Below are 19334 nucleotides of genomic sequence, written 5' to 3'. Positions count from 1 at the left end.
GACACGCCGGGCGAGCGCACGGCGCCCCCGCACCCGCGTGAGGGCGATGTTGCGCGGGCGACCACGCGGCGGCGCACCCCCGTCACGCCCCCTGCCTAGCGTCCGGTCCGACCGCCCCCGACGGACCCGAGCGAGGCCCCGTGACCGCGACCCAGCCCGAGACCAGCCGCACGCCCGCTCCCCCGTACGCCGCCCCCGCCGCACGGCCCGCCGCCGCCCGGCGCGGGCGCTGGGTCGAGGACTGGCGGCCCGAGGACCCCGCCTTCTGGGAGCGCACCGGCGCCCGGGTCGCCCGGCGCAACCTCGTGCTGTCGGTCCTGTCGGAGCACATCGGGTTCTCCGTGTGGACGATGTGGTCGGTGCTCGTGCTCTTCATGGGGCCCGAGTACGGCGTCGACCCGGCGCAGAAGTTCCTGCTCACCTCGCTGCCCGCGCTCGTCGGGGCGGTGCTGCGGGTGCCGTACACCTTCGCCGTCGCCCGCTTCGGCGGGCGGAACTGGACGGTGGCCAGCGCCCTGCTGCTGCTCGTGCCCACCGTCGCGGCCGCCGTCGTGCTCGAGCCGGGCGTCGGGTCCGGCACGCTCCTGCTCGTCGCCGCCCTCGCGGGCGTCGGCGGCGGCAACTTCGCCTCGTCGATGGCGAACATCAACGCGTTCTACCCCGACCGGCTCAAGGGCTGGGCGCTCGGGCTCAACGCCGGCGGCGGCAACCTCGGCGTCGCCGTCGTGCAGCTCGTCGGCCTGCTCGTGCTCGCCACGGCCGGCGCCGCGCACCCGCGGCTCGTCCTCGGCGTGTACGTGCCGCTCGTCGTGCTCGCCGCCCTCGCCTCCGCGCTGCGGATGGACAACCTCGCGACGGCCCGCAACGACCGCCGCGGCATGCGCGACGTGGCGCGCGAGCCGCACACCTGGGTCGTCTCGTTCCTCTACGTCGGCACCTTCGGCTCGTTCATCGGCTTCGGCTTCGCCTTCGGCCAGGTGCTGCAGGTGCAGTTCGCGGCCGACTTCTCCACCCCCGCCGAGGCCGCGGCCCTGACCTTCCTCGGCCCGCTGCTCGGCTCCCTCGTACGCCCGGTCGGCGGCCGCCTCGCCGACCGGCTCGGCGGGGCGCGGGTGACGGCGTGGTCGTTCGTCCTCATGGCGCTCGCGGCGGGCCTGGTGCTCACCGCCTCGCGCGCCGGCTCCCTGGCGCTCTTCGTCACCGGCTTCGTGGCGCTGTTCGTCGTCAGCGGCGTCGGCAACGGCTCGACGTACAAGATGATCCCGGCGATCTTCCGCGCCCGGACCGGCCTCGGCACCCGCCACGGGGCCGACGCGGTGGCCGCCGAGCGCGAGGCGCGCCGCCTGTCCGGCGCCCTCATCGGCCTGGCCGGCGCCATCGGCGCCTCCGGCGGCGTGCTCGTCAACCTCGCCTTCCGCCAGTCGTTCCTGGCCACGGGCAGCGGCGACGGGGCGTACGTCGCCTTCCTCGCGTTCTACGCGGTGTGCGTGCTCGTGACGTGGGCGGTGTACCTGCGCCCGTCGCCGCGGCGGCTCGCGGGGGTGTGAGCGGACGCCGCGCCGGTTCCTTGCGGAACCGCAGAAGGCGCCCTTCTGGCGATCTAGTCGCCAGGAGGGCGCCTTCTGCGGTACCCGGGGTACCGCGGCGGCGGGCGTCAGCCGCAGACGGCGCCGTGCGCGGCGGAGCCGACGAGCTTGGCGTACTTGGCGAGGACGCCGGTGGTGTAGCGCGGGGGCAGGGGGGTCCAGCCCTCGCGGCGGCGGGCGAGCTCGCCCTCCTCGACGAGGAGGTCCAGGGCGCCGGTGGCGACGTCGAGGCGGATGCGGTCGCCGTCGCGGACGAAGGCGATGGGGCCGCCGTCGACGGCCTCGGGGGCCACGTGACCGACGCAGAGCCCGGTGGTGCCGCCGGAGAAGCGCCCGTCGGTGATGAGCAGGACGTCCTTGCCCAGGCCCGCGCCCTTGATGGCGCCGGTGACGGCGAGCATCTCGCGCATGCCCGGGCCGCCCTTGGGGCCCTCGTAGCGGATGACGGCGACGTCGCCCGGCTGCAGGTCGCCCTTCTCGACCGCGTCCATGCAGCCCTGCTCGCCGTCGAACACCCGCGCGGTGCCCTCGAAGACGGTGCTGTCGAAGCCGGCGCTCTTGACGACGGCGCCCTCGGGGGCGAGCGAGCCGCGCAGGATCGTGATGCCGCCGGTGCGGTGGATCGGCTCGTCGAAGCGGCGCAGCACCGTGCCGTCGGGCTTCGGGGCGCGCAGGTCCTCGAGGTTCTCCGCCATGGTGCGCCCGGTCACCGTGAGCGTGTCGCCGTGCAGCAGGCCCTCCTCGAGGAGGAGCTGCATGACGACGGGGATGCCGCCGATGCGGTCGACGTCGGGCATGACGTGCCGGCCGAAGGGCTTGACGTCCGCCAGGTGCGGCACCTTCGCCCCGACGCGGGCGAAGTCGTCGAGGCTGAGGTCGACGCGGGCCTCGCGGGCGATGGCGAGCAGGTGCAGCACGGCGTTGGTCGAGCCGCCGAGGGCCATGACGACGGCGATCGCGTTCTCGAACGCCTCGCGCGTGAGGATCTGCCGGGCGGTGATGCCCCGGCGCAGCAGCTCCACGACCGCCTCGCCGGACTTGCGGGCGTACCCGTCGCGGCGGCGGTCGGTCGCCGGCGGCGCGGCCGAGCCGGGCAGCGACATCCCGAGGGCCTCGGCGGCGGCGGCCATGGTGTTGGCCGTGTACATGCCGCCGCAGGCGCCCTCGCCCGGGCAGATGGCGCGCTCGATCGCGTCGACGTCCTCGCGGCTCATGAGCCCGCGCGCGCACGCGCCGACCGCCTCGAAGGCGTCGATGATCGTGACCTCGCGGTCCGAGCCGTCGGAGAGCTTGGCGCGCCCGGGGAGGATCGACCCGGCGTACATGAACACCGAGGCGAGGTCGAGCCGGGCGGCCGCCATGAGCATCCCCGGCAGCGACTTGTCGCAGCCGGCGAGCAGCACCGAGCCGTCGAGGCGCTCGGCCTGCATGACGACCTCGACGGAGTCGGCGATGACCTCGCGGGACACGAGCGAGAAGTGCATCCCCTCGTGGCCCATCGAGATGCCGTCGGACACCGAGATCGTGCCGAACTCCATGGGGAAGCCGCCGGCGGCGTGCACGCCGTCCTTGGACGCCTTCGCCAGCCGGTCGAGCGGGAGGTTGCACGGGGTGATCTCGTTCCAGGACGAGGCCACGCCGATCTGCGGCTTGGCGAAGTCGTCGTCGCCCATGCCGACGGCGCGGAGCATGCCGCGCGCGGCCGCGCGCTCGAGCCCCTCCGTCACGTCCTTGCTGCGGGGCTTGAGGTCGCTCATGCAGCAAGGGTACGACCGTCGGCGCGCCCGTCCAGCATGCGGGCCGGCGTCCCACGTGCTGAGACAGCGCAGGAGGTCTCAGTACGCCCCGGTGACGACGTTGGCCAGCGGCTCCCCCGCCGCCCAGCGCCCGAGCTGCTCGCGCAGCAGCCGGCGCGCCCGCGGCAGCATCGCCGTGGTGTTGCCGCCCACGTGCGGGGACAGCAGCAGGCCCGGCGCCGACCACAGCGGGTGGTCCGCGGGCAGCGGCTCGGGGTCGGTGACGTCGAGGCCGGCGAGCAGGCGCCCGGAGCGCAGCTCGGCGAGCAGGGCGTCCGTGGCGAGCACCGGCCCGCGCGCCACGTTCACCACGACCGCACCGTCCGGGAGCAGCGCGAGCCGCCGCGCGTCGAGCAGCCCGCGGGTCTCGTCGGTGAGCGGGACGACCACCACGACGACCTCCGCCCGGGGCAGCAGCCCGTCGAGGTCGCCGAACGCGTGCACCGGGCCCGCCTCGGCCTCGCGCGCCCGGCGCGCGACCCGCAGCACCTCGGCCACCTCGAACCCGGCGAGCCGGCGCTCGACGGCCGCGCCGATGCTGCCGTACCCGAGGACCAGGACGGTGCGGTCGGCGAGGCTGCGCCGGTGCTCCGGCGCCCACTCCCCCCGCCCGGCCGCCCGCACGAAGCCGGGGAAGCCGCGCAGCGCGCCGAGCGCCAGCGCGACGGCGAGCTCGGCGGTCGACGCGTCGTGCAGGCCGCGCGCGTTGCACAGCACGACGCCCTCGGGCACCGCGCCGCGCACCTGCTCGACCCCCGCGGTGAGGGTCTGCACGACCTCCAGCGCCGGCATCCGGGCGACGACGTCCACGGCGCCGCTGCCCGCCATGTACGGCGGCACGTAGAACGCCACGTCGGACAGGTCCTCGGGCGCGGGGCCGCTGCCGTCCCACACCCGGACCTCGAGGGACCCGGGCAGGTCGCCCAGCTCCCCGGGCGGGACCGGCAGCAGGACCGTGCGGCTCATGGGGCTCCGTCCGTGGCGGGGGGCGCGGGGGTCGTCGGGGCGGCCGGCGGCGGCACCTGGTCCTGCTCGAACCCGCGGCACTCGCGCAGGTAGCGCCGCCAGTCCCAGCCGGCGAGGAAAGCGCCCGCGGCGGCGCGCCCGTGGGCCACGAGCTCGGCCTGCTGCTCCGGGCCGATGCCGAAGTCGGTCGCCGAGATGCCGGTCGTGTCCACGAAGACGCTGCGCGCCATGACGCAGGGGGCGTCGATGTGCTGCGCGTCGGACGCCTCGAGCAGCGTCTCGACGACCGCGAGCGCCAGCGACACCGGCCCGCGCACCTGCTGGGTCAGCACCCGGCCGGGGCGCGAGGACAGCCGCACGCCGAAGGTCGGCCACCGCGGGACCCGCCCGTCGGTGCGGTCGAAGAGCTCGATGGGGAAGTTCGACAGCACGCCCCCGTCGACGAGGGTCGACACGCCGCCGTCCCGCCCCGAGCGCAGCGTCACCGGCTCGTAGAAGAACGGGATGGAGGCCGAGGCGCGCACGGCGTCGGCCACCCGCTGCTCGTCGGGGTCGAGGCCGTAGACCTCCTCGTAGTCCCAGGGCAGGCGCACCAGGCGCTGGCGGGACAGGTCGCTCGCGGTGACCAGGAGCGACCAGGCCCGGGCGGGCACCCCCGTCGCCGGGTCGTCCTCGGGGTCCTCGCGCCGCAGGTCGCCGAAGACCGCGACGCCGAGGTCGCCGAGCACGCCCTCCATCCAGGTGCGCAGGTACTCCCCCTCGAAGACGCCGCTGTCGAGGGCCAGCGACAGCCCGTCGACGAGCGGGGCCAGCGGCCCGGCGAAGCGGGCCAGCGGGCCGCGGTCGCGCAGGCGCGGGACGTCGAGGGTGCGGGCGACGTCCTCCAGGCGCGACAGCGGCTCGCCCGCGCGCTCCAGCGCGGTGAGCACGGCACCGACGATCGCGCCGGCCGAGGAGCCCGCGACGCGGGGGAAGGCGTACCCGGCCTCGACGAGCACCGACACCGCGCCGACGAGGCCCAGCCCCTTGACCCCGCCGCCCTCGAGCACGAGGTCGGCGCGCGGCGCGCCGCTCGGGGCGTACGGCTGCTCGGGCACGGGCCGACCCTAGCCCCGGCCCCCGACGGGGTCCGGCCGGCAGGAGCGCCCCCTCCGGGTCGCGCCCGGGCGCCGCGGCGGGCGACCCTGGGGGCATGAGGACCCCAGGCCGGCCCCGTACGACCGCGCTCGCCGCCGCCGCGCTGCTGCTCGCCGGCTGCGCCGGGGGCGACCCCGACGAGGACATCGGCCCCCCGGACCCCGCGACCGCGACGGTCGGGGCGACCCCGGACGGCGGGGCGGGCGAGGGGACCCCGGCCGCCGGCGGCACCCCCGCGGCGACCCCCGCCGGCACCCCCGCCGCGGCCCCCGCGCCCGCCGCCGCCCCGCCGGCCGACGCCGAGGTCCGGGTCGAGGCGGTCGTGGCCGAGGGGCTCGACGCACCGTGGGGCCTGGCCCCGCTGCCGGGCGGCGACGTGCTGGTGAGCCAGCGCGACGAGGGCGACGTGGTGCGGGTCTCGCCCGACGGGTCCGTGCGCGCCGTCGGCGCGGTGCCGGGCGTGGAGCACGGCGGCGAGGGCGGCCTGCTGGGGATCGCGCTCTCCCCCGGCTTCGCGCGCGACCGGCTGCTCTACGCGTACCACACCGCCGAGGACGGCAACCGGGTCGTGCGGATGACGTACGACGGCCGCGGGCTCGGCGAGCCGGAGGTGGTCCTCGACGGCATCGCGGCGGGGAGCACCCACAACGGCGGGCGCATCGTCTTCGCCCCCGACGGCACCCTGCTCGTCGGCACCGGCGACGCGGGCGACCGCTCGTCGTCGCAGGACCCGTCCTCGCTCAACGGCAAGGTCCTGCGGGTCACGCCCGACGGCGCCCCCGCGCCGGGCAACCCCGACCCGTCCTCACCGGTGCTCACCTCCGGGCACCGCAACGTGCAGGGCATCGCCGTCGACGGCCGGGGCGGGCTGTGGGCGGCGGAGTTCGGCCAGGACACCTGGGACGAGCTCAACCGGCTGCGCCCCGGCGGCGACCACGGCTGGCCCGAGGTCGAGGGGCGGGCCGGCGAGGACGGGTACGTCGACCCCGTCGTCCAGTGGCGCCCGGAGGACGCCTCGCCCAGCGGCATCGCCGTCGCGGGCGGGGCGGTCTACGTCGCGGGGCTGCGCGGCGAGCGGCTCTGGCAGGTGCCGCTGCAGGGCGGGGAGCCGCGCGCGTGGCTCGAGGGCGAGCTCGGCCGGCTGCGCACGGTGGAGCCGACCGCGGACGGGCGCGGGCTGTGGCTGCTCACCAGCGACACCGACGGGCGCGGCGACGTGGACGACGGCGACGACCGGCTGCTGCGGCTCTCCCTGGTCTGAGCGCGGGGCTCAGCGCAGCACGGCGAGGCCCAGCTTGCCGAGCCGGGCGCTCGCGACCACGTCGGGCCGGTGCCGCACGTCGTGCCAGGCGCCGGCCATCGACGGCGACCAGTCGACGTCGTCGAGCACGAGCAGCGCGCCGGGCGCGCACGCCGCCGCGATCCGCTCGACGTAGCCGCGGGTCGCCGCGCCGTCGTGGTGGCCGTCGACGTACGCGTACCCGTAGGGCCCCTCGGCGAGGGCGTCCGGCAGCGTCGCGGCGAACCGGCCGACGACCACCCGGACCCGCTGCAGGCCGAGCCGGTCCCAGAGCCGCTCCGCACGCTCCGCCAGCCCCGGGTACCCCTCGAGCGTGAGCAGGTCCCCGCCGCCGCAGCGCTCCTGCGCGACCGCCTGGTAGGCCGCGGAGACCCCGAGGCAGGTGCCGAGCTCCAGCGCGCGCGCCGGCGCCCAGGCACGGACCGCCTGGTAGAGCACGCGCGCGCCGGCCGGCGGCTGGGAGGCGCGGGCGCAGACCCGGCCGACGACCTGCGGCGCGCCGCCGCGGCGCAGCACCTCCTCCCGGCTGGCCAGCAGGTCCCGCCGCGCGGCCTCGACCGCGGCGAGGCGCACCCGCCCGGCCGGGTCGAGCCGCCCGTCGGCGACGCGGCGCAGCAGCCCGGCGAGCCGGTGCGCGCCGGGGCTCTCCGAGGCCTCCAGCGCCGCGGCCTGCGCGCGCGCCCCGCGGGCGAGCAGCGGTGCCCGCGCCGCCGCACCCGCCGCCACCACGCCGTGGTGCCACCGGGGAGGCAGCGCCTCCCGCACGTCCCGCCCCCGCAGCAGGGCGCCCGCCCGGCCGTCCATGGCCCGCCACCTCCGCGTCCACGCCGTCGTGGTCGCCGGTGATCATGGCAGGCGCGCCCGCGCCGGTCCAGGGACCGCGCGGGCGCCACCTGCGCTGACCGCCGCGGCCGGGCGGGCCGCGCAGGCGGCGCCGGGGGTCAGGCCAGGCGCTGCAGGACGAGCTCGCGGACCCGGGCGGCGTCGGCCTGCCCGCCGGTGGCCTTCATGACCGCGCCGATGATCGGCCCGGCGGCCTTGGCGTTGCCGGCGCGCACCTTGTCCGCGACGGACGGGTTGGCCGCGAGCGCCTCGTCGACCGCGGCGAGCAGCGCCCCGTCGTCGGAGACGACGGCCAGCCCGCGCCCGGCGACGACGTCGTCGGGCCGGCCTTCCCCGGCGAGCACGCCGTCGATGACCTGCCGCGCCAGCTTGTCGTTGAGCGCGCCCTCGTCCACGAGCGCGACGACCCGCGCGACGTCGGCCGGGCCGATGGGCAGGGCGCCCAGGTCGACGCCGTCCTCGTTGGCCCGCCGGGCGAGCTCGCCCATCCACCACTTGCGCGCGCTCGCGGCGTCGGCACCGGCGGCGACGGTCGCCTCGACGAGGTCGACCGCGCCGGCGTTGAGCATCGACTGCATGTCGTGGTCCGAGACGCCCCACTCGCCCTGCAGGCGCCGCCGGCGCTGCGCGGGCGGCTCGGGCAGCGTCGCGCGCAGCTGCTCCACCCACTCCCGCGACGGGGCGACCGGCACGAGGTCCGGCTCGGGGAAGTAGCGGTAGTCCTCGGCCTGCTCCTTCGAGCGCCCGGGGCTGGTGGTGCCGTCGGCCTCGTGGAAGTGCCGGGTCTCCTGGACCACCGCACGCCCGGCCTGCAGCAGCGCGGCGTGGCGGGAGACCTCGTACCGCACGGCCCGCTCGACCGAGCGCAGGCTGTTGACGTTCTTGGTCTCCGAGCGGGTGCCGAGCGGGGCGTCGGGCGAGGGCCGCAGCGAGAGGTTGACGTCGCAGCGCAGCTGCCCGAGCTCCATGCGCGCCTCGGACACCCCGAGCGAGAGGAGCACGTCGCGCAGCGCGGCGACGTACGCCCGCGCCACCTGCGGGGCCTTGGCCCCCGTGCCGGTGATCGGCTTGGTGACGATCTCGATGAGCGGGATGCCGGCCCGGTTGTAGTCGACGAGCGAGTGGTCCGCGCCGTGGATGCGCCCGGTCGCGCCGCCGACGTGCAGCGACTTGCCGGTGTCCTCCTCCATGTGCGCCCGCTCGACCTCCACGCGGTACGTCTCGCCGTCGACCTCGACGTCGAGGTAGCCGTCGGTGCAGATCGGCTCGTCGTACTGCGAGGTCTGGAAGTTCTTCGGCATGTCGGGGTAGAAGTAGTTCTTCCGCGCGAAGCGGCACCACTGCGCGATGTCGCAGTGCAGCGCCAGCCCGATCCGCACCGCGGACTCCACCGCCGTCGCGTTGACGACGGGCAGCGAGCCGGGCAGGCCGAGGCACACCGGGCAGACCTGGCTGTTCGGGCGCGCGCCGAAGGCCGTCGAGCAGCCGCAGAACATCTTCGACGCCGTGCCGAGCTCGACGTGCACCTCGAGGCCGAGGACCGGGTCGAACGCGGCGACCGCGTCGTCGTACGGGACGAGCGCGGCGTCGGCCGTCGTCGTCACGCCTCCTCCTCCGGGTGCCGCAGCGCGCGGTAGACGACGAGCAGGCCGGTGACCACCGCGGCGGCGCTCACCAGGCCGTCGACCATGGCCAGCCGGTCGCCCTTGCTGCGCGCGCTGCGCAGGTCGCGCACGGCGCTGCCGAGGCTGATGGCCGCGGTGGCGAAGCTGACGGCCGCGCTGATCCGGGCGTTCTTCGTGAGCGGGTTCACAGGGCCGGAGCCTCCTCGATGAGCAGGTGACCCCACCGCTCGGCGAGCGCGCGCTCGAGCGCGGCGCCGGTGCGGTAGAGGCGGTCGTCGGCCATGGCGGGGGCCATGACCTGCAGGCCGACGGGCAGGCCGTCGTCGGGCGAGAGGCCCACCGGCAGCGACATCGCGGGCAGGCCCGCGAGGTTCGCCGGGATGGTCGCCACGTCGTTGAGGTACATCGCCAGCGGGTCGTCGAGCTTCTCCCCCAGCCGGAACGCCGTCGTGGGCGCCGTGGGCGAGACGAGGACGTCGACCTGCTCGAACGCGGCGGCGAAGTCGCGCGCCACGAGCGTGCGCACCTTCTGCGCCTGCCCGTAGTAGGCGTCGTAGTAGCCGCTGGACAGCGCGTACGTCCCGAGGACGATGCGCCGCTTCACCTCGTCGCCGAAGCCGGCGTCGCGGGTGAGGGCCATGACCTCCTCGGCGCTGCGCTCCCCGTCGTCGCCGACGCGCAGGCCGAAGCGCATCGCGTCGAACTTGGCGAGGTTCGACGAGCACTCGCTCGGCAGCACGAGGTAGTACGCGGCGAGGGCGTCCTCGAAGCGCGGGCACGACACCCGCACGACCTCCGCGCCCAGGCCCTCGAGCAGCGCCACGGCCTCCTCGAACCGCTGGCGGACCCCGGGCTGGAAGCCCTCCCCGGAGAGCTCCTCGACGAGCCCGACCCGCAGGCCGCGCACGTCGCCCGCGCGGGCCGCCTCGACGACCGGGGGCACCGGCGCGTCGATGGACGTCGAGTCCAGCGGGTCGTGCCCGCCGACGACCGCGTGCAGCAGGGCCGCGTCGAGGACCGTGCGCGAGCAGGGCCCGGCCTGGTCCAGCGACGAGGCGAGGGCCACCAGGCCGTAGCGCGAGACCCCGCCGTACGTCGGCTTCACGCCGACCGTGCCGGTGACCGCCGCGGGCTGGCGGATCGAGCCGCCGGTGTCGGTGCCGATGGCGACCGGCGCCTCGTACGCCGCCACGGCCGCGGCCGAGCCGCCGCCGGACCCGCCCGGGATGCGGTCGAGGTCCCACGGGTTGTGCGTCGGGCCGTACGCCGAGTGCTCCGTCGAGGAGCCCATGGCGAACTCGTCCATGTTGGTCTTGCCGAGGATCACGACGCCCGCCTCCTTGAGGCGGCGGGTGACCGTGGCGTCGTACGGCGGGCGCCAGCCCTCGAGGATGCGCGAGCCGCAGGTGGTGGGGACGCCCTCCTGCGTCAGCACGTCCTTGAGCGCCAGCGGCACGCCCGCGAGCGGGCCGAGCGGCTCGCCGGCGGCGCGGCGCGCGTCGACGGCGCGGGCCGCGGCGAGCGCGCCCTCCGCGTCGACGTGCAGGAAGGCGTGGACGCGCGCGTCGACGGCGGCGATCCGGCCCAGGTGCGCCTGCGCGACCTCGACGGCGGAGGCCTCGCCGGAGGCGACGAGCGCGGCCAGGGACGCGGCGTCGCGGCGGGTGAGGTCGCCGCCGCCCGCGCTCACGCCTCCTCCCCGAGGATGCGCGGCACGCGGAAGCGGTCGTCCTCGGCGGCAGGGGCCCCGGCGAGCGCCTGCTCGGTGGTCAGCCCCGGGCGGGCGACGTCCTCGCGCATGACGTTGGTCAGCGGCACCGGGTGCGACATCGGCGGCACGTCGTCGGCGGCCACCCCCTGGATGCGGGCGACGTGGTCGAGGATCCCCTCGACCTGCCCGGCGAGGTGGTCGAGCTCGGCGTCGTCGAGGTCGATGCGGGCGAGGCGCGCCAGGTGGGCGACCTCGTCCCGCGAGATGGAGGCCATGCGGCGGCGTCGCTCCTCGTCGGTAGGCGGTGCGGGCGCCGCCCATCCTAGGGCGGCACGCCCGGCGCCCCCCGACCCGGCAGACTGGCCCGGTGCTCATCCTCGTCGCGGACGACGACCGCGCGGTGCGCGAGTCGCTGCAGCGCTCGCTGGCCTTCAACGGGTACGAGGTCGTGGCCGCCGCGGACGGCGCCGCCGCCCTCGAGGCCGTGGCGGCCCGCCGCCCCGACGCGGTGGTGCTCGACGTGATGATGCCGCGGATGGACGGGCTCGAGGCCTGCCGGCGGCTGCGGGCCGGGGGCTCGGACGTGCCGGTGCTCATGCTCACCGCCCGCGACGACGTCTCCGACCGGGTGGCCGGGCTCGACGCGGGGGCCGACGACTACCTGCCCAAGCCGTTCGCGCTCGAGGAGCTGCTCGCGCGCCTGCGCGCCCTGCTGCGCCGGGCGGCCCCGCGCGAGCACGGCGCCGCGAGCGGCGGCGCGCTGCGCTACGCCGACCTCGTCCTCGACCCGGCCGCGCGGGAGGTGCGCCGGGGCGAGCGCCCGGTGCGCCTGACCCGCACCGAGTTCGACCTCCTCGAGGCGCTGGCGCGCCGGCCCCGCCAGGTCCTCACCCGCGCCCAGCTGCTCGAGGAGGTCTGGGGCTTCGACTTCCCGACGAGCGCGAACAGCCTCGACGTCTACATCGGCTACCTGCGGCGCAAGACCGAGGAGGGCGGCGAGCCGCGCCTCGTCCACACGGTGCGCGGGGTCGGGTACGTCCTGCGGGACACCCCGCCGTGAGCGCCCGGGACCCGTCGCAGGACCCGTCGCAGGACCCGTCGCGGGCCCCGTCGCAGGACCCGCAGCAGGACCCGCAGCAGGCCCCGGAGGGCATGGCCGAGTGGCTGCGCGAGCGGTCGGCGCCGCTGCGCCGGGCGGGTGCGCGGCGCACCAGCCTGCGGCGGCGGATCACCTGGCTGGTCGCGGCCGCCGTCGCGCTCGCGGCCGCGCTGGTGGCCCTCGCGGCGTACGTCGTGGTGCGCGACCAGCTCGCGGACCGGGTCGACGAGGAGCTGCTCGGCCGGGCCCGCCTCGCAGCGACGAGCGACCTGGCCAGCCCGCAGCAGATCGTCGGCGTCGCGCGGGCCCTCACGCTCACCAGCGACGCGTCGGTGCGGCTCGTGGCGGCCGACGGCTCGGCGTACCCGGCGGGCAGCCGGCTGCCGCCGGTCGGCGACCCCGAGCTGGCCGTCGCGGCCGGGCGCCTCGAGGAGTCGCTGCGCACGGTCGACGGGCAGCGGGTCGCCGCGGTGCCGGTGCGCGCCACCCTCCAGCCCCTGGCGCTCGTCGTCTCCCAGCCCACGGCGCCGACCGAGCGGACGCTGCGCCGGCTGGGCCTGGTCCTGCTCGCGGTGGGCCTGCTGGGCGTCGCGGGGGCCGCGCTCGCGGGGCGCGCGGTCGCCCGCAGCGCCCTGCGCCCGGTGCAGCAGCTCACCGACGCGGCCGAGACCGTGGCCCGCACCGAGGAGCTGGAGCCCATCGAGGTGACCGGCGACGACGAGCTCGCCCGCCTCGCGGTGGCGTTCAACGCCATGCTCGCGGCGCTGGACCAGGCCCGCACGCGCCAGCGCCGGCTCGTGGCCGACGCCGGGCACGAGCTGCGCACGCCGCTGACCAGCCTGCGCACCAACCTCGACCTGCTCGCGCAGAGCGACGCCGCGCCCGCGGGCGCGCGGCTCGACCCGGGCGTGCGCGCCGAGCTGCTCGACGACGTGCGGGCCCAGGTGGCCGAGCTCGGCGGCCTCGTGGGCGACCTCGTCGAGCTCAGCCGCGACGACCGCCAGCGGCCGCGGGCCGAGCAGCTCGACCTCGCCGCCCTCGTGGGGCGGGCCGTGGAGCGCGCGCGCCGTCGCGGCCCGGGCCTGGCCTGGGACGTGCGGCTCGAGCCGTGGACGGTCGTCGGGGACCCGGCGGCCCTCGAGCGCGCCGTCACCAACCTGCTGGACAACGCCGCGAAGTGGGGCCCGGCGGGCAGCACGGTCTCGGTCGCCCTGCGCCGCGGGACCCTCGTGGTCAGCGACCAGGGGCCCGGCATCGCCCCGGAGGACCTGCCGCACGTGTTCGAGCGGTTCTACCGCTCCGCGGCCGCGCGGGCCATGCCCGGCTCCGGGCTCGGCCTGGCGATCGTCGCGCAGACCGCGCAGCGGCACGGCGGGTCGGTGACCGCGGGCGCGGCGCCCGGGGGCGGGGCCCGCTTCACGCTGACGCTGCCCGCCGCGCCCGCCGCGCCGGCCGCGCACAGCGGATCCACAGCGATGTCTCAGGGACCTCTCCGACGCTTCTGAGGCTGCTCTCAGGTGGGCCGGCGAGCATCGTGGCCATGACCGAGACGCCCACCTCCCCGCTCCCCCCGCACCGCGACCCCTGGGCGGCGCCGACCACGCCGCAGGCGCCAGTGCAGCACGCCGGCACCGAGGGGCCGTACGGCCCCGGGCACGCGCCCCTCGGCAGCGGCTCGGGCGCGGGGCAGTGGCCGCCGGCCCCCGTCCCCGGCACCGCCCCCGCGCCGCGGGCGCGCCGGCCGGTGGCCGCGCTGGCCGCGACCGCGGTGCTCGCGGCGCTGCTCGGCGGCGGCGCCGGCGCGGTCACCGCGACGGTCCTGGACGACGACCCGGTGGCGACGACGAGCAGCGCCGCGCCGGCCGCGCAGCGCACCTCCGACACCGGCACGGTCGTGCCCGCCCAGGGCACCGTCGCCGAGGTCGCGGCCCGCGTGCTGCCCAGCGTCGTCATGATCGAGGCGCAGGGCGTCTCCGGCAGCGGTACGGGCTCCGGCGTCGTGCTCGACGACGAGGGGCACGTCCTGACGAACAACCACGTCATCGAGGGCGCGGCCCAGCAGGGCACGCTCACCGTCGTCTTCGACGACGGCACCCGCGCCGAGGCGCGGGTCGTGGGCACCGACCCGAGCGCCGACCTGGCCGTCGTCCAGGTGCAGGGCGTGGACGACCTGGCGCCGATCGAGGTCGGCAGCTCCGCGGACCTGCAGGTCGGGGACAGCGTCCTCGCGCTCGGCTCGCCGCTCGGGCTGGCCGGCTCGGTGAGCGAGGGGATCGTCAGCGCCAAGAACCGCCCCGTCTTCGCCGGCGGCGAGCAGGGCGGGCAGGCGTCGGTGCTCAACGCGATCCAGACCGACACCGCCATCAACCCCGGCAACTCCGGCGGCGCGCTCGTCGACCTGCGCGGGCGGCTCGTCGGCATCAACTCGGCGATCGCCACGGTCGGCGGCTCGTCCGGCCAGTCCGGCAACATCGGGATCGGCTTCGCCATCCCCGTCGACCAGGCGACGCGCATCGCCGCCGAGCTCATCGAGGACGGCACGGCGTCGTACGCCCGCATCGGCGCCCAGGTCTCGGACGCCCAGGACGGCGGTGCCCTGCTCGGCACCGTCGAGCCGGGCAGCGCCGCCCAGGAGGCGGGCCTGCAGGACGGCGACGTCGTCACCCGCCTCGGCGAGCAGGTCGTCGACGGCGCCGACGCGCTGGTGTCCGCGGTCCGCTCGGCGGTGCCGGGCAGCACGGTCGACCTGACGTACGTGCGCGACGGCGAGGAGCGCACCGTCCAGGTCACGCTCGACACCGTCGAGTCGGACTGACGCCCCGCGCCCGGACCGCCCGGACCGCCCGGACCGCCCTGCCCGCCCGGACCACCCTGCCCGCACCAGCCCCGCCCGGCCCCCTGCCGGGCGGGGCTCAGGCGTCGGCCGGCGGGGGCGCCCCGGCGTCGGCGCCCGCGGCGGCCGGCCGCTCGGCGACCTCGCGGGCCCGGTCCGGCCCCTCGTCGAGGAGCACCCGGAACCCGGCCTCGTCGAGCACGGGCACCCCGAGCGACAGCGCCTTGTCGTACTTCGAGCCCGGGGCGTCGCCGACGACGACGAACCCCGTCCTCTTCGACACCGACCCGGTCACCTTGCCGCCGAGGCGCTGCACGGCCTCGGTCGCCTGGTCGCGGCTGAACCCCTCGAGCGAGCCGGTGACGACGACGCTCACCCCCTCGAGCGGGCGCGGGCCCTCGTCGGCGCCCTCGTCCTCGAGGGAGACGCCGGCCGCGCGCCACTTCTCCACCAGCTCGCGGTGCCAGTCCACGTCGAACCAGGCGCGCAGCGCCGCGGCGATGGTGGGTCCGACCCCGTCGACCGCGGCGAGCTCCTCCTCCGACGCGGCGACGACGCGGTCGAGGGTGCGGAACTCGCGCGCCAGCGCCTGCGCGGCGGTCGGTCCGACGTGCCGGATGGACAGGGCCACGAGCACCCGCCACAGCGGCCGGCGCTTCGCCCGCTCCAGCGCCTCGAGCAGCTTGCGCCCGTTGGCCGACAGCGCCCCGTCCTTGCGGGTGAACAGGGGCACCCGCAGCAGCGCGGCCTCGTCGAGGCCGAAGAGGTCGCCCTCGTCCTCGACCACGTGCGCCTGCAGCAGGGCGATGGCCGCCTCGTAGCCCAGCACGTCGACGTCCATGGCCCCGCGGCCGCCGACGTGGAAGATGCGCTCGCGCAGCTGCGCGGGGCAGGAGCGGTTGTTGGGGCAGCGGATGTCGACGTCGCCCTCGCGCATGGGGCGCAGCGCGGTGCCGCACTCCGGGCAGTGCGTCGGCATGACGAAGGCGCGCTCGGTGCCGTCGCGCAGGTCGACCACCGGCCCGACGATCTCGGGGATGACGTCGCCGGCCTTGCGCAGCACGACGGTGTCGCCGATGAGCACGCCCTTGCGCTCGACCTCCGCCGCGTTGTGCAGCGTCGCGAGCGACACCGTCGACCCGGCGACCTTGGCCGGCTCCATGTAGCCGAACGGCGTGACCCGGCCGGTGCGCCCGACGTTGACCCGGATGTCGAGGAGCCTCGTCGTGACCTCCTCCGGCGGGTACTTGTACGCGATGGCCCAGCGCGGCGCCCGGGCCGTCGACCCGAGCCGGCGCTGCAGCGGCACCTGGTCGACCTTGACGACCACGCCGTCGATCTCGTGCTCGACGTCGTGCCGGTGCTCGCCGTGGTGCCGGACGTAGGCCGACACCTCCTCCAGCGTCGGGACGACGCGGAACCGGTCGCTGACCGGCAGGCCCCAGGCGCGCAGGCAGTCGTACGCCTCGGACTGGCGCCCCGGCGCGAACCCGCGCGCGGCGCCGATGCCGTGCACGACCATGCGCAGCGGGCGGGTGGCGGTGACCCGCGGGTCCTTCTGCCGCAGCGAGCCGGCGGCGGCGTTGCGCGGGTTGGCGAACGGCGCCCGGCCCGCCTCGACCAGCGCGGCGTTGAGCTCCTCGAACCGCGCCACCGGGAAGTAGACCTCGCCGCGCACCTCGAGCAGCTCGGGCACCGCGGGCACCCCGTCGCCCGTGGCGAGGTGGTGCGGGACGCCGTCGATCGTGCGGACGTTCTGCGTCACGTCCTCGCCGGTGCGCCCGTCGCCGCGGGTCGCGCCCCGCACGAGGCGGCCCCGCTCGTAGAGCAGGGCGATGGCCAGGCCGTCCACCTTCAGCTCGCACAGGTACGACGCGTCGGCCCCCACCTCGCGCTCGACGCGCTGCGCCCAGGCGGCGAGCTCCTCGTCGCTGAACACGTTGTCCAGCGAGAGCATCCGCTCGACGTGGTCGACGGGGGTGAAGAGCGTGGAGTACGACCCCGCCACCTTCTGCGTCGGGGAGTCCGGTGTGCGCAGCTCGGGGTAGCGCTCCTCGAGGGCCCGCAGCTCGCCCATCTGCGCGTCGTACTCCGCGTCGCTCACGACCGGGCGGTCGAGCACGTAGTAGCGGTAGGCGTGCTCGTCGAGCCGCTGGGACAGCTCGGCGTGCCGCTCGCGCGCGTCCTCCGGCGCGGCGGGGACCTCCTGCACCTCGCTGGACACTCAGCCCTCCGGGTCGTCGACGAGGACGCGGCCCGCCGCGCGGGCCGCGGCGAGGGCCGCCCGCGCGTGCGGCGCGGGGGCCCCGGCGAGCCCGCACGTCGGCGTGGCGACCACCCGCCCGCCCAGCGAGGCCGGGTCGAGGCCGAGGCGGCGCCACAGCCGCCGTACGGGCTCGACCGTAGTGCCGGGGTCCGACAGCGCCGCGGCGGCCGAGCCCTGCGCGGGCACGGCGGGCACGACCCCGGCCCAGAGCACGACGCCCGCCTCGAGCGCCTCGCCGAGCTGCTCGTCGAGCGCGCTCTCGCGCAGGAGCCCGGCGGCGAGGGCGTTCAGCCCCACGCCGGCCGCGCCGGCCCGGCGCAGCACCCCGACCGGCGGCGCGCCGGCGCAGCAGTGCACGACCACGGGCACGCCCGCCGCCGCGACGACGCCGCGCAGCGCCTGCTCGGCGTCCGGCTCCTCGACCGCGCGCAGCGCGGAGAAGCCGGACGCGGTGCGCACCCTCCCGGCCAGGACGGCCGGCAGCGACGGCTCGTCGAGCTGGAGCACGACGCGGGCGCCGGGCACGCGCCGCGCGACCTCGGCGACGTGCGCGGCGGCCGCCTCCGCGAGCGACGCGGCGAGGTCGCGGGCCGCACCGGGGTCGCCGAGCACCGCTCCCCCGCGCGGCAGCTCGACGCCGGCGGCCAGCGTCCACGGACCGGCGAGCTGCACCTTGAGCAGCCCGTCGTACCCCTGGGCCGCCTCCTCGAGGGCGTCGAGGTCCTCGCGCAGGGCGGCGCGCCCGCGCGCCGCGTCGCGGCCCGGGCGCTGCACGAGCCGCCAGCCGGCGGGCTGCAGGTCGACGTGCAGGTCGACGAGGTGCGTCGCGGTGCGGCCCAGCAGGTCGCTGCCGGGCCCGCGCTCCGGCAGCTCCGGCAGGTGCGGCAGGTCGGGCAGCTCGCCGACGACGAGCCGCGCGGCCTCGCGCGGGTCCGTGCCCGGCAGCGACCCCACGCCGCTCGCGGCGCCGGGCGGGAGCGCGAGGGCCGGGCCGTCGGCGCTCATGCGCGGGCCCCGGCGCCGTCGCGGGCGGGCGCGCGCTCCCCGGGGGCTGCATGATCACGGCGGCCGGCTGCACGGTCGCGGCCAGGAGGGGCGGCGGGGGTGGTCCGGTCGACCGTCGCGGAGCCGACGACGCGCGTGCCGTCGTAGAGGACGACGGCCTGGCCGGGGGCGACGCCGCGGACGGGGGCGTGCAGCCGTACGAGCACCCGGTCGCCCTCCGCGCGGGCGGTGGCCGGCACGGCGGCGCCGTGCGCGCGCACCTGCGCCCGGCACTCCAGCGGCCCGGCGGGGGCGGGGCCGCACCAGCGGGGCCGCACCCCCTCCAGCGCGGCCACGTCGAGCCGCTCGGCCGGGCCGACGACGACCCGGCGCTCGACCGGGCTGATGTCGAGGACGTAGCGCGGCCTGCCGTCGGCGGCCGGGACGCCGAGCCGCAGCCCGCGGCGCTGCCCCACGGTGAAGCCGTGCGTCCCCTCGTGGCGCCCGACGACGGCACCCTCCTCGTCGACGACGTCGCCGGGCGCCGCGCCCAGCCGTCCGCGCAGCCAGCCCGCGGTGTCGCCGTCGGCGATGAAGCAGACGTCGTGGCTGTCCGGCTTGTCGGCGACGCCGAGCCCGCGGGCCGCGGCCTCGCGCCGCACGTCCGCCTTCGGGGTGCCCCCGAGCGGGAACAGCGCACCCGCGAGCTGGTCGGGGGTGAGGACGCCGAGGACGTACGACTGGTCCTTGCCCGGGTCGAGCGCGCGGTGCAGCTCGCGCCCGGCGGGGCCGTCCACGAGGCGGGCGTAGTGGCCGGTGCAGACCGCGTCGAAGCCGAGGGCGCGGGCGCGGTCCAGGACGGCGGCGAACTTGATGCGCTCGTTGCAGCGCAGGCAGGGGTTGGGCGTGCGCCCGGCGGCGTACTCGGCCGCGAAGTCCTCCACGACGTCCTCGCGGAACCGCTCGGCGAGGTCCCACACGTAGAACGGCACCCCGAGCACGTCCGCCGCGCGGCGGGCGTCGCGGGCGTCCTCGACCGAGCAGCAGCCGCGCGCCCCCGCGCGCAGCGACGCCGGCGACGGCGACAGGGCGAGGTGCACGGCGGTGACGTCGTGCCCCGCGTCGACGGCGCGGGCCGCGGCGACCGCGGAGTCGACGCCGCCGGACAGCGCGGCGAGCACCCGCACC

General features: G+C 77.5%; 16 protein-coding genes. 5 read left to right on the top strand and 11 right to left on the bottom strand.

The features are described from left to right. The first annotated feature begins 140 nt into the window (after window positions 1-140). Window positions 141-1547 carry an MFS transporter gene (locus tag D5H78_RS04800; RefSeq protein WP_119949144.1) on the top strand — a complete coding sequence of 469 codons (1407 nt, stop codon included), beginning with the start codon at window positions 141-143 and terminating at the stop codon, window positions 1545-1547. A 107-nt stretch (window positions 1548-1654) separates the two neighbouring features. On the opposite strand, the gene ilvD is transcribed toward D5H78_RS04800, so the two are convergent. The 3 genes from ilvD to D5H78_RS04785 all read right to left on the bottom strand — a co-directional run bounded on the left by ilvD (window position 1655) and on the right by D5H78_RS04785 (window position 5445). Next, complete coding sequence (gene ilvD, locus D5H78_RS04795; RefSeq protein WP_119949143.1) at window positions 1655-3343, bottom strand: dihydroxy-acid dehydratase; 1689 nt, start codon at window positions 3341-3343, stop codon at window positions 1655-1657. A 78-nt stretch (window positions 3344-3421) separates the two neighbouring features. Next, the gene (locus D5H78_RS04790; protein WP_119949142.1) at window positions 3422-4348 is read right to left on the bottom strand and encodes a 2-hydroxyacid dehydrogenase; all 927 of its coding nucleotides are present in this window, start codon (window positions 4346-4348) and stop codon (window positions 3422-3424) included. Beyond that, window positions 4345-5445 (bottom strand): patatin-like phospholipase family protein, encoded by a 1101-nt coding sequence (locus D5H78_RS04785; RefSeq protein ID WP_119949141.1) that lies wholly within the window; start codon window positions 5443-5445, stop codon window positions 4345-4347. Before D5H78_RS04785 ends, D5H78_RS04790 begins: the two co-directional genes overlap by 4 nt. 95 nt (window positions 5446-5540) lie before the next feature. Here D5H78_RS04785 and D5H78_RS04780 point away from each other — a divergent pair, with 95 nt between their 5' ends. After that, the gene (locus D5H78_RS04780) at window positions 5541-6746 is read left to right on the top strand and encodes a PQQ-dependent sugar dehydrogenase (RefSeq protein WP_119949140.1); all 1206 of its coding nucleotides are present in this window, start codon (window positions 5541-5543) and stop codon (window positions 6744-6746) included. Window positions 6747-6755: 9 nt separating this feature from the next. Here D5H78_RS04780 and D5H78_RS04775 read toward each other — a convergent pair whose 3' ends face one another. The 5 genes from D5H78_RS04775 to gatC all read right to left on the bottom strand — a co-directional run bounded on the left by D5H78_RS04775 (window position 6756) and on the right by gatC (window position 11239). Next, entirely contained in the window at window positions 6756-7589 is an 834-nt protein-coding gene (locus D5H78_RS04775) for an O-methyltransferase (protein WP_119949139.1), read from the bottom strand. 137 nt (window positions 7590-7726) lie between these two features. Next, window positions 7727-9232 carry an Asp-tRNA(Asn)/Glu-tRNA(Gln) amidotransferase subunit GatB gene (gene gatB / locus D5H78_RS04770; RefSeq protein WP_119949138.1) on the bottom strand — a complete coding sequence of 502 codons (1506 nt, stop codon included), beginning with the start codon at window positions 9230-9232 and terminating at the stop codon, window positions 7727-7729. Beyond that, window positions 9229-9441, bottom strand: a complete 213-nt coding sequence (locus D5H78_RS04765) for a hypothetical protein (protein ID WP_119949137.1) — start codon at window positions 9439-9441, stop codon at window positions 9229-9231. The genes gatB and D5H78_RS04765 overlap by 4 nt, the downstream gene beginning before the upstream one ends. Continuing rightward, window positions 9438-10943, bottom strand: coding sequence for an Asp-tRNA(Asn)/Glu-tRNA(Gln) amidotransferase subunit GatA (gatA, locus tag D5H78_RS04760; RefSeq protein WP_119949136.1), 1506 nt, complete (start codon window positions 10941-10943; stop codon window positions 9438-9440). Before gatA ends, D5H78_RS04765 begins: the two co-directional genes overlap by 4 nt. Then, the gene (gene gatC, locus D5H78_RS04755) at window positions 10940-11239 is read right to left on the bottom strand and encodes an Asp-tRNA(Asn)/Glu-tRNA(Gln) amidotransferase subunit GatC (RefSeq protein ID WP_119949135.1); all 300 of its coding nucleotides are present in this window, start codon (window positions 11237-11239) and stop codon (window positions 10940-10942) included. The genes gatA and gatC overlap by 4 nt, the downstream gene beginning before the upstream one ends. Before the next feature lie 92 nt (window positions 11240-11331). Between gatC and D5H78_RS04750 the strand changes: the two genes are divergently transcribed. The 3 genes from D5H78_RS04750 to D5H78_RS04740 are packed head-to-tail and all read left to right on the top strand — an operon-like array spanning window position 11332 to window position 14878. Continuing rightward, a complete protein-coding gene (locus D5H78_RS04750; protein WP_119949134.1) occupies window positions 11332-12024 on the top strand; it encodes a response regulator transcription factor in 693 nt (230 codons plus the stop codon). Beyond that, window positions 12021-13568 carry a sensor histidine kinase gene (locus D5H78_RS04745; RefSeq protein ID WP_218566239.1) on the top strand — a complete coding sequence of 516 codons (1548 nt, stop codon included), beginning with the start codon at window positions 12021-12023 and terminating at the stop codon, window positions 13566-13568. The genes D5H78_RS04750 and D5H78_RS04745 overlap by 4 nt, the downstream gene beginning before the upstream one ends. Window positions 13569-13603: 35 nt before the next feature. Then, the gene (locus D5H78_RS04740; protein ID WP_119949133.1) at window positions 13604-14878 is read left to right on the top strand and encodes a S1C family serine protease; all 1275 of its coding nucleotides are present in this window, start codon (window positions 13604-13606) and stop codon (window positions 14876-14878) included. Between the two features lie 97 nt (window positions 14879-14975). On the opposite strand, the gene ligA is transcribed toward D5H78_RS04740, so the two are convergent. From ligA to mnmA, 3 genes are read right to left on the bottom strand one after another with little or no spacing between them, the layout of a single operon-like run. Then, window positions 14976-17120 carry an NAD-dependent DNA ligase LigA gene (gene ligA, locus D5H78_RS04735; protein ID WP_119949132.1) on the bottom strand — a complete coding sequence of 715 codons (2145 nt, stop codon included), beginning with the start codon at window positions 17118-17120 and terminating at the stop codon, window positions 14976-14978. Further along, window positions 17121-18167 carry a uroporphyrinogen decarboxylase/cobalamine-independent methonine synthase family protein gene (locus tag D5H78_RS04730; RefSeq protein WP_119949131.1) on the bottom strand — a complete coding sequence of 349 codons (1047 nt, stop codon included), beginning with the start codon at window positions 18165-18167 and terminating at the stop codon, window positions 17121-17123. Beyond that, window positions 18164-19333 carry a tRNA 2-thiouridine(34) synthase MnmA gene (gene mnmA / locus D5H78_RS04725; protein ID WP_119949130.1) on the bottom strand — a complete coding sequence of 390 codons (1170 nt, stop codon included), beginning with the start codon at window positions 19331-19333 and terminating at the stop codon, window positions 18164-18166. Before mnmA ends, D5H78_RS04730 begins: the two co-directional genes overlap by 4 nt. Window position 19334 lies beyond the last annotated feature (1 nt).

This window comes from Vallicoccus soli, assembly GCF_003594885.1.
GTDB classification, from domain to species: Bacteria; Actinomycetota; Actinomycetes; order Motilibacterales; family Motilibacteraceae; genus Vallicoccus; species Vallicoccus soli.
Note: the sequence above shows the minus strand (reverse complement) of the source record. Positions and strands in the feature narration are given on the sequence as shown.

Bases quoted from the DNA above. Each gene is read 5' to 3' on its own strand.
- D5H78_RS04775 (WP_119949139.1), bottom strand. From the start codon at position 7,589: ATGGACGGCCGGGCGGGCGCCCTGCTGCGGGGGCGGGACGTGCGGGAG.
- D5H78_RS04780 (WP_119949140.1), top strand. From the start codon at position 5,541: ATGAGGACCCCAGGCCGGCCCCGTACGACCGCGCTCGCCGCCGCCGCG.
- ilvD (WP_119949143.1), bottom strand. From the start codon at position 3,343: ATGAGCGACCTCAAGCCCCGCAGCAAGGACGTGACGGAGGGGCTCGAG.
- D5H78_RS04730 (WP_119949131.1), bottom strand. From the start codon at position 18,167: ATGAGCGCCGACGGCCCGGCCCTCGCGCTCCCGCCCGGCGCCGCGAGC.
- D5H78_RS04790 (WP_119949142.1), bottom strand. From the start codon at position 4,348: ATGAGCCGCACGGTCCTGCTGCCGGTCCCGCCCGGGGAGCTGGGCGAC.
- gatC (WP_119949135.1), bottom strand. From the start codon at position 11,239: ATGGCCTCCATCTCGCGGGACGAGGTCGCCCACCTGGCGCGCCTCGCC.
- D5H78_RS04740 (WP_119949133.1), top strand. From the start codon at position 13,604: ATGACCGAGACGCCCACCTCCCCGCTCCCCCCGCACCGCGACCCCTGG.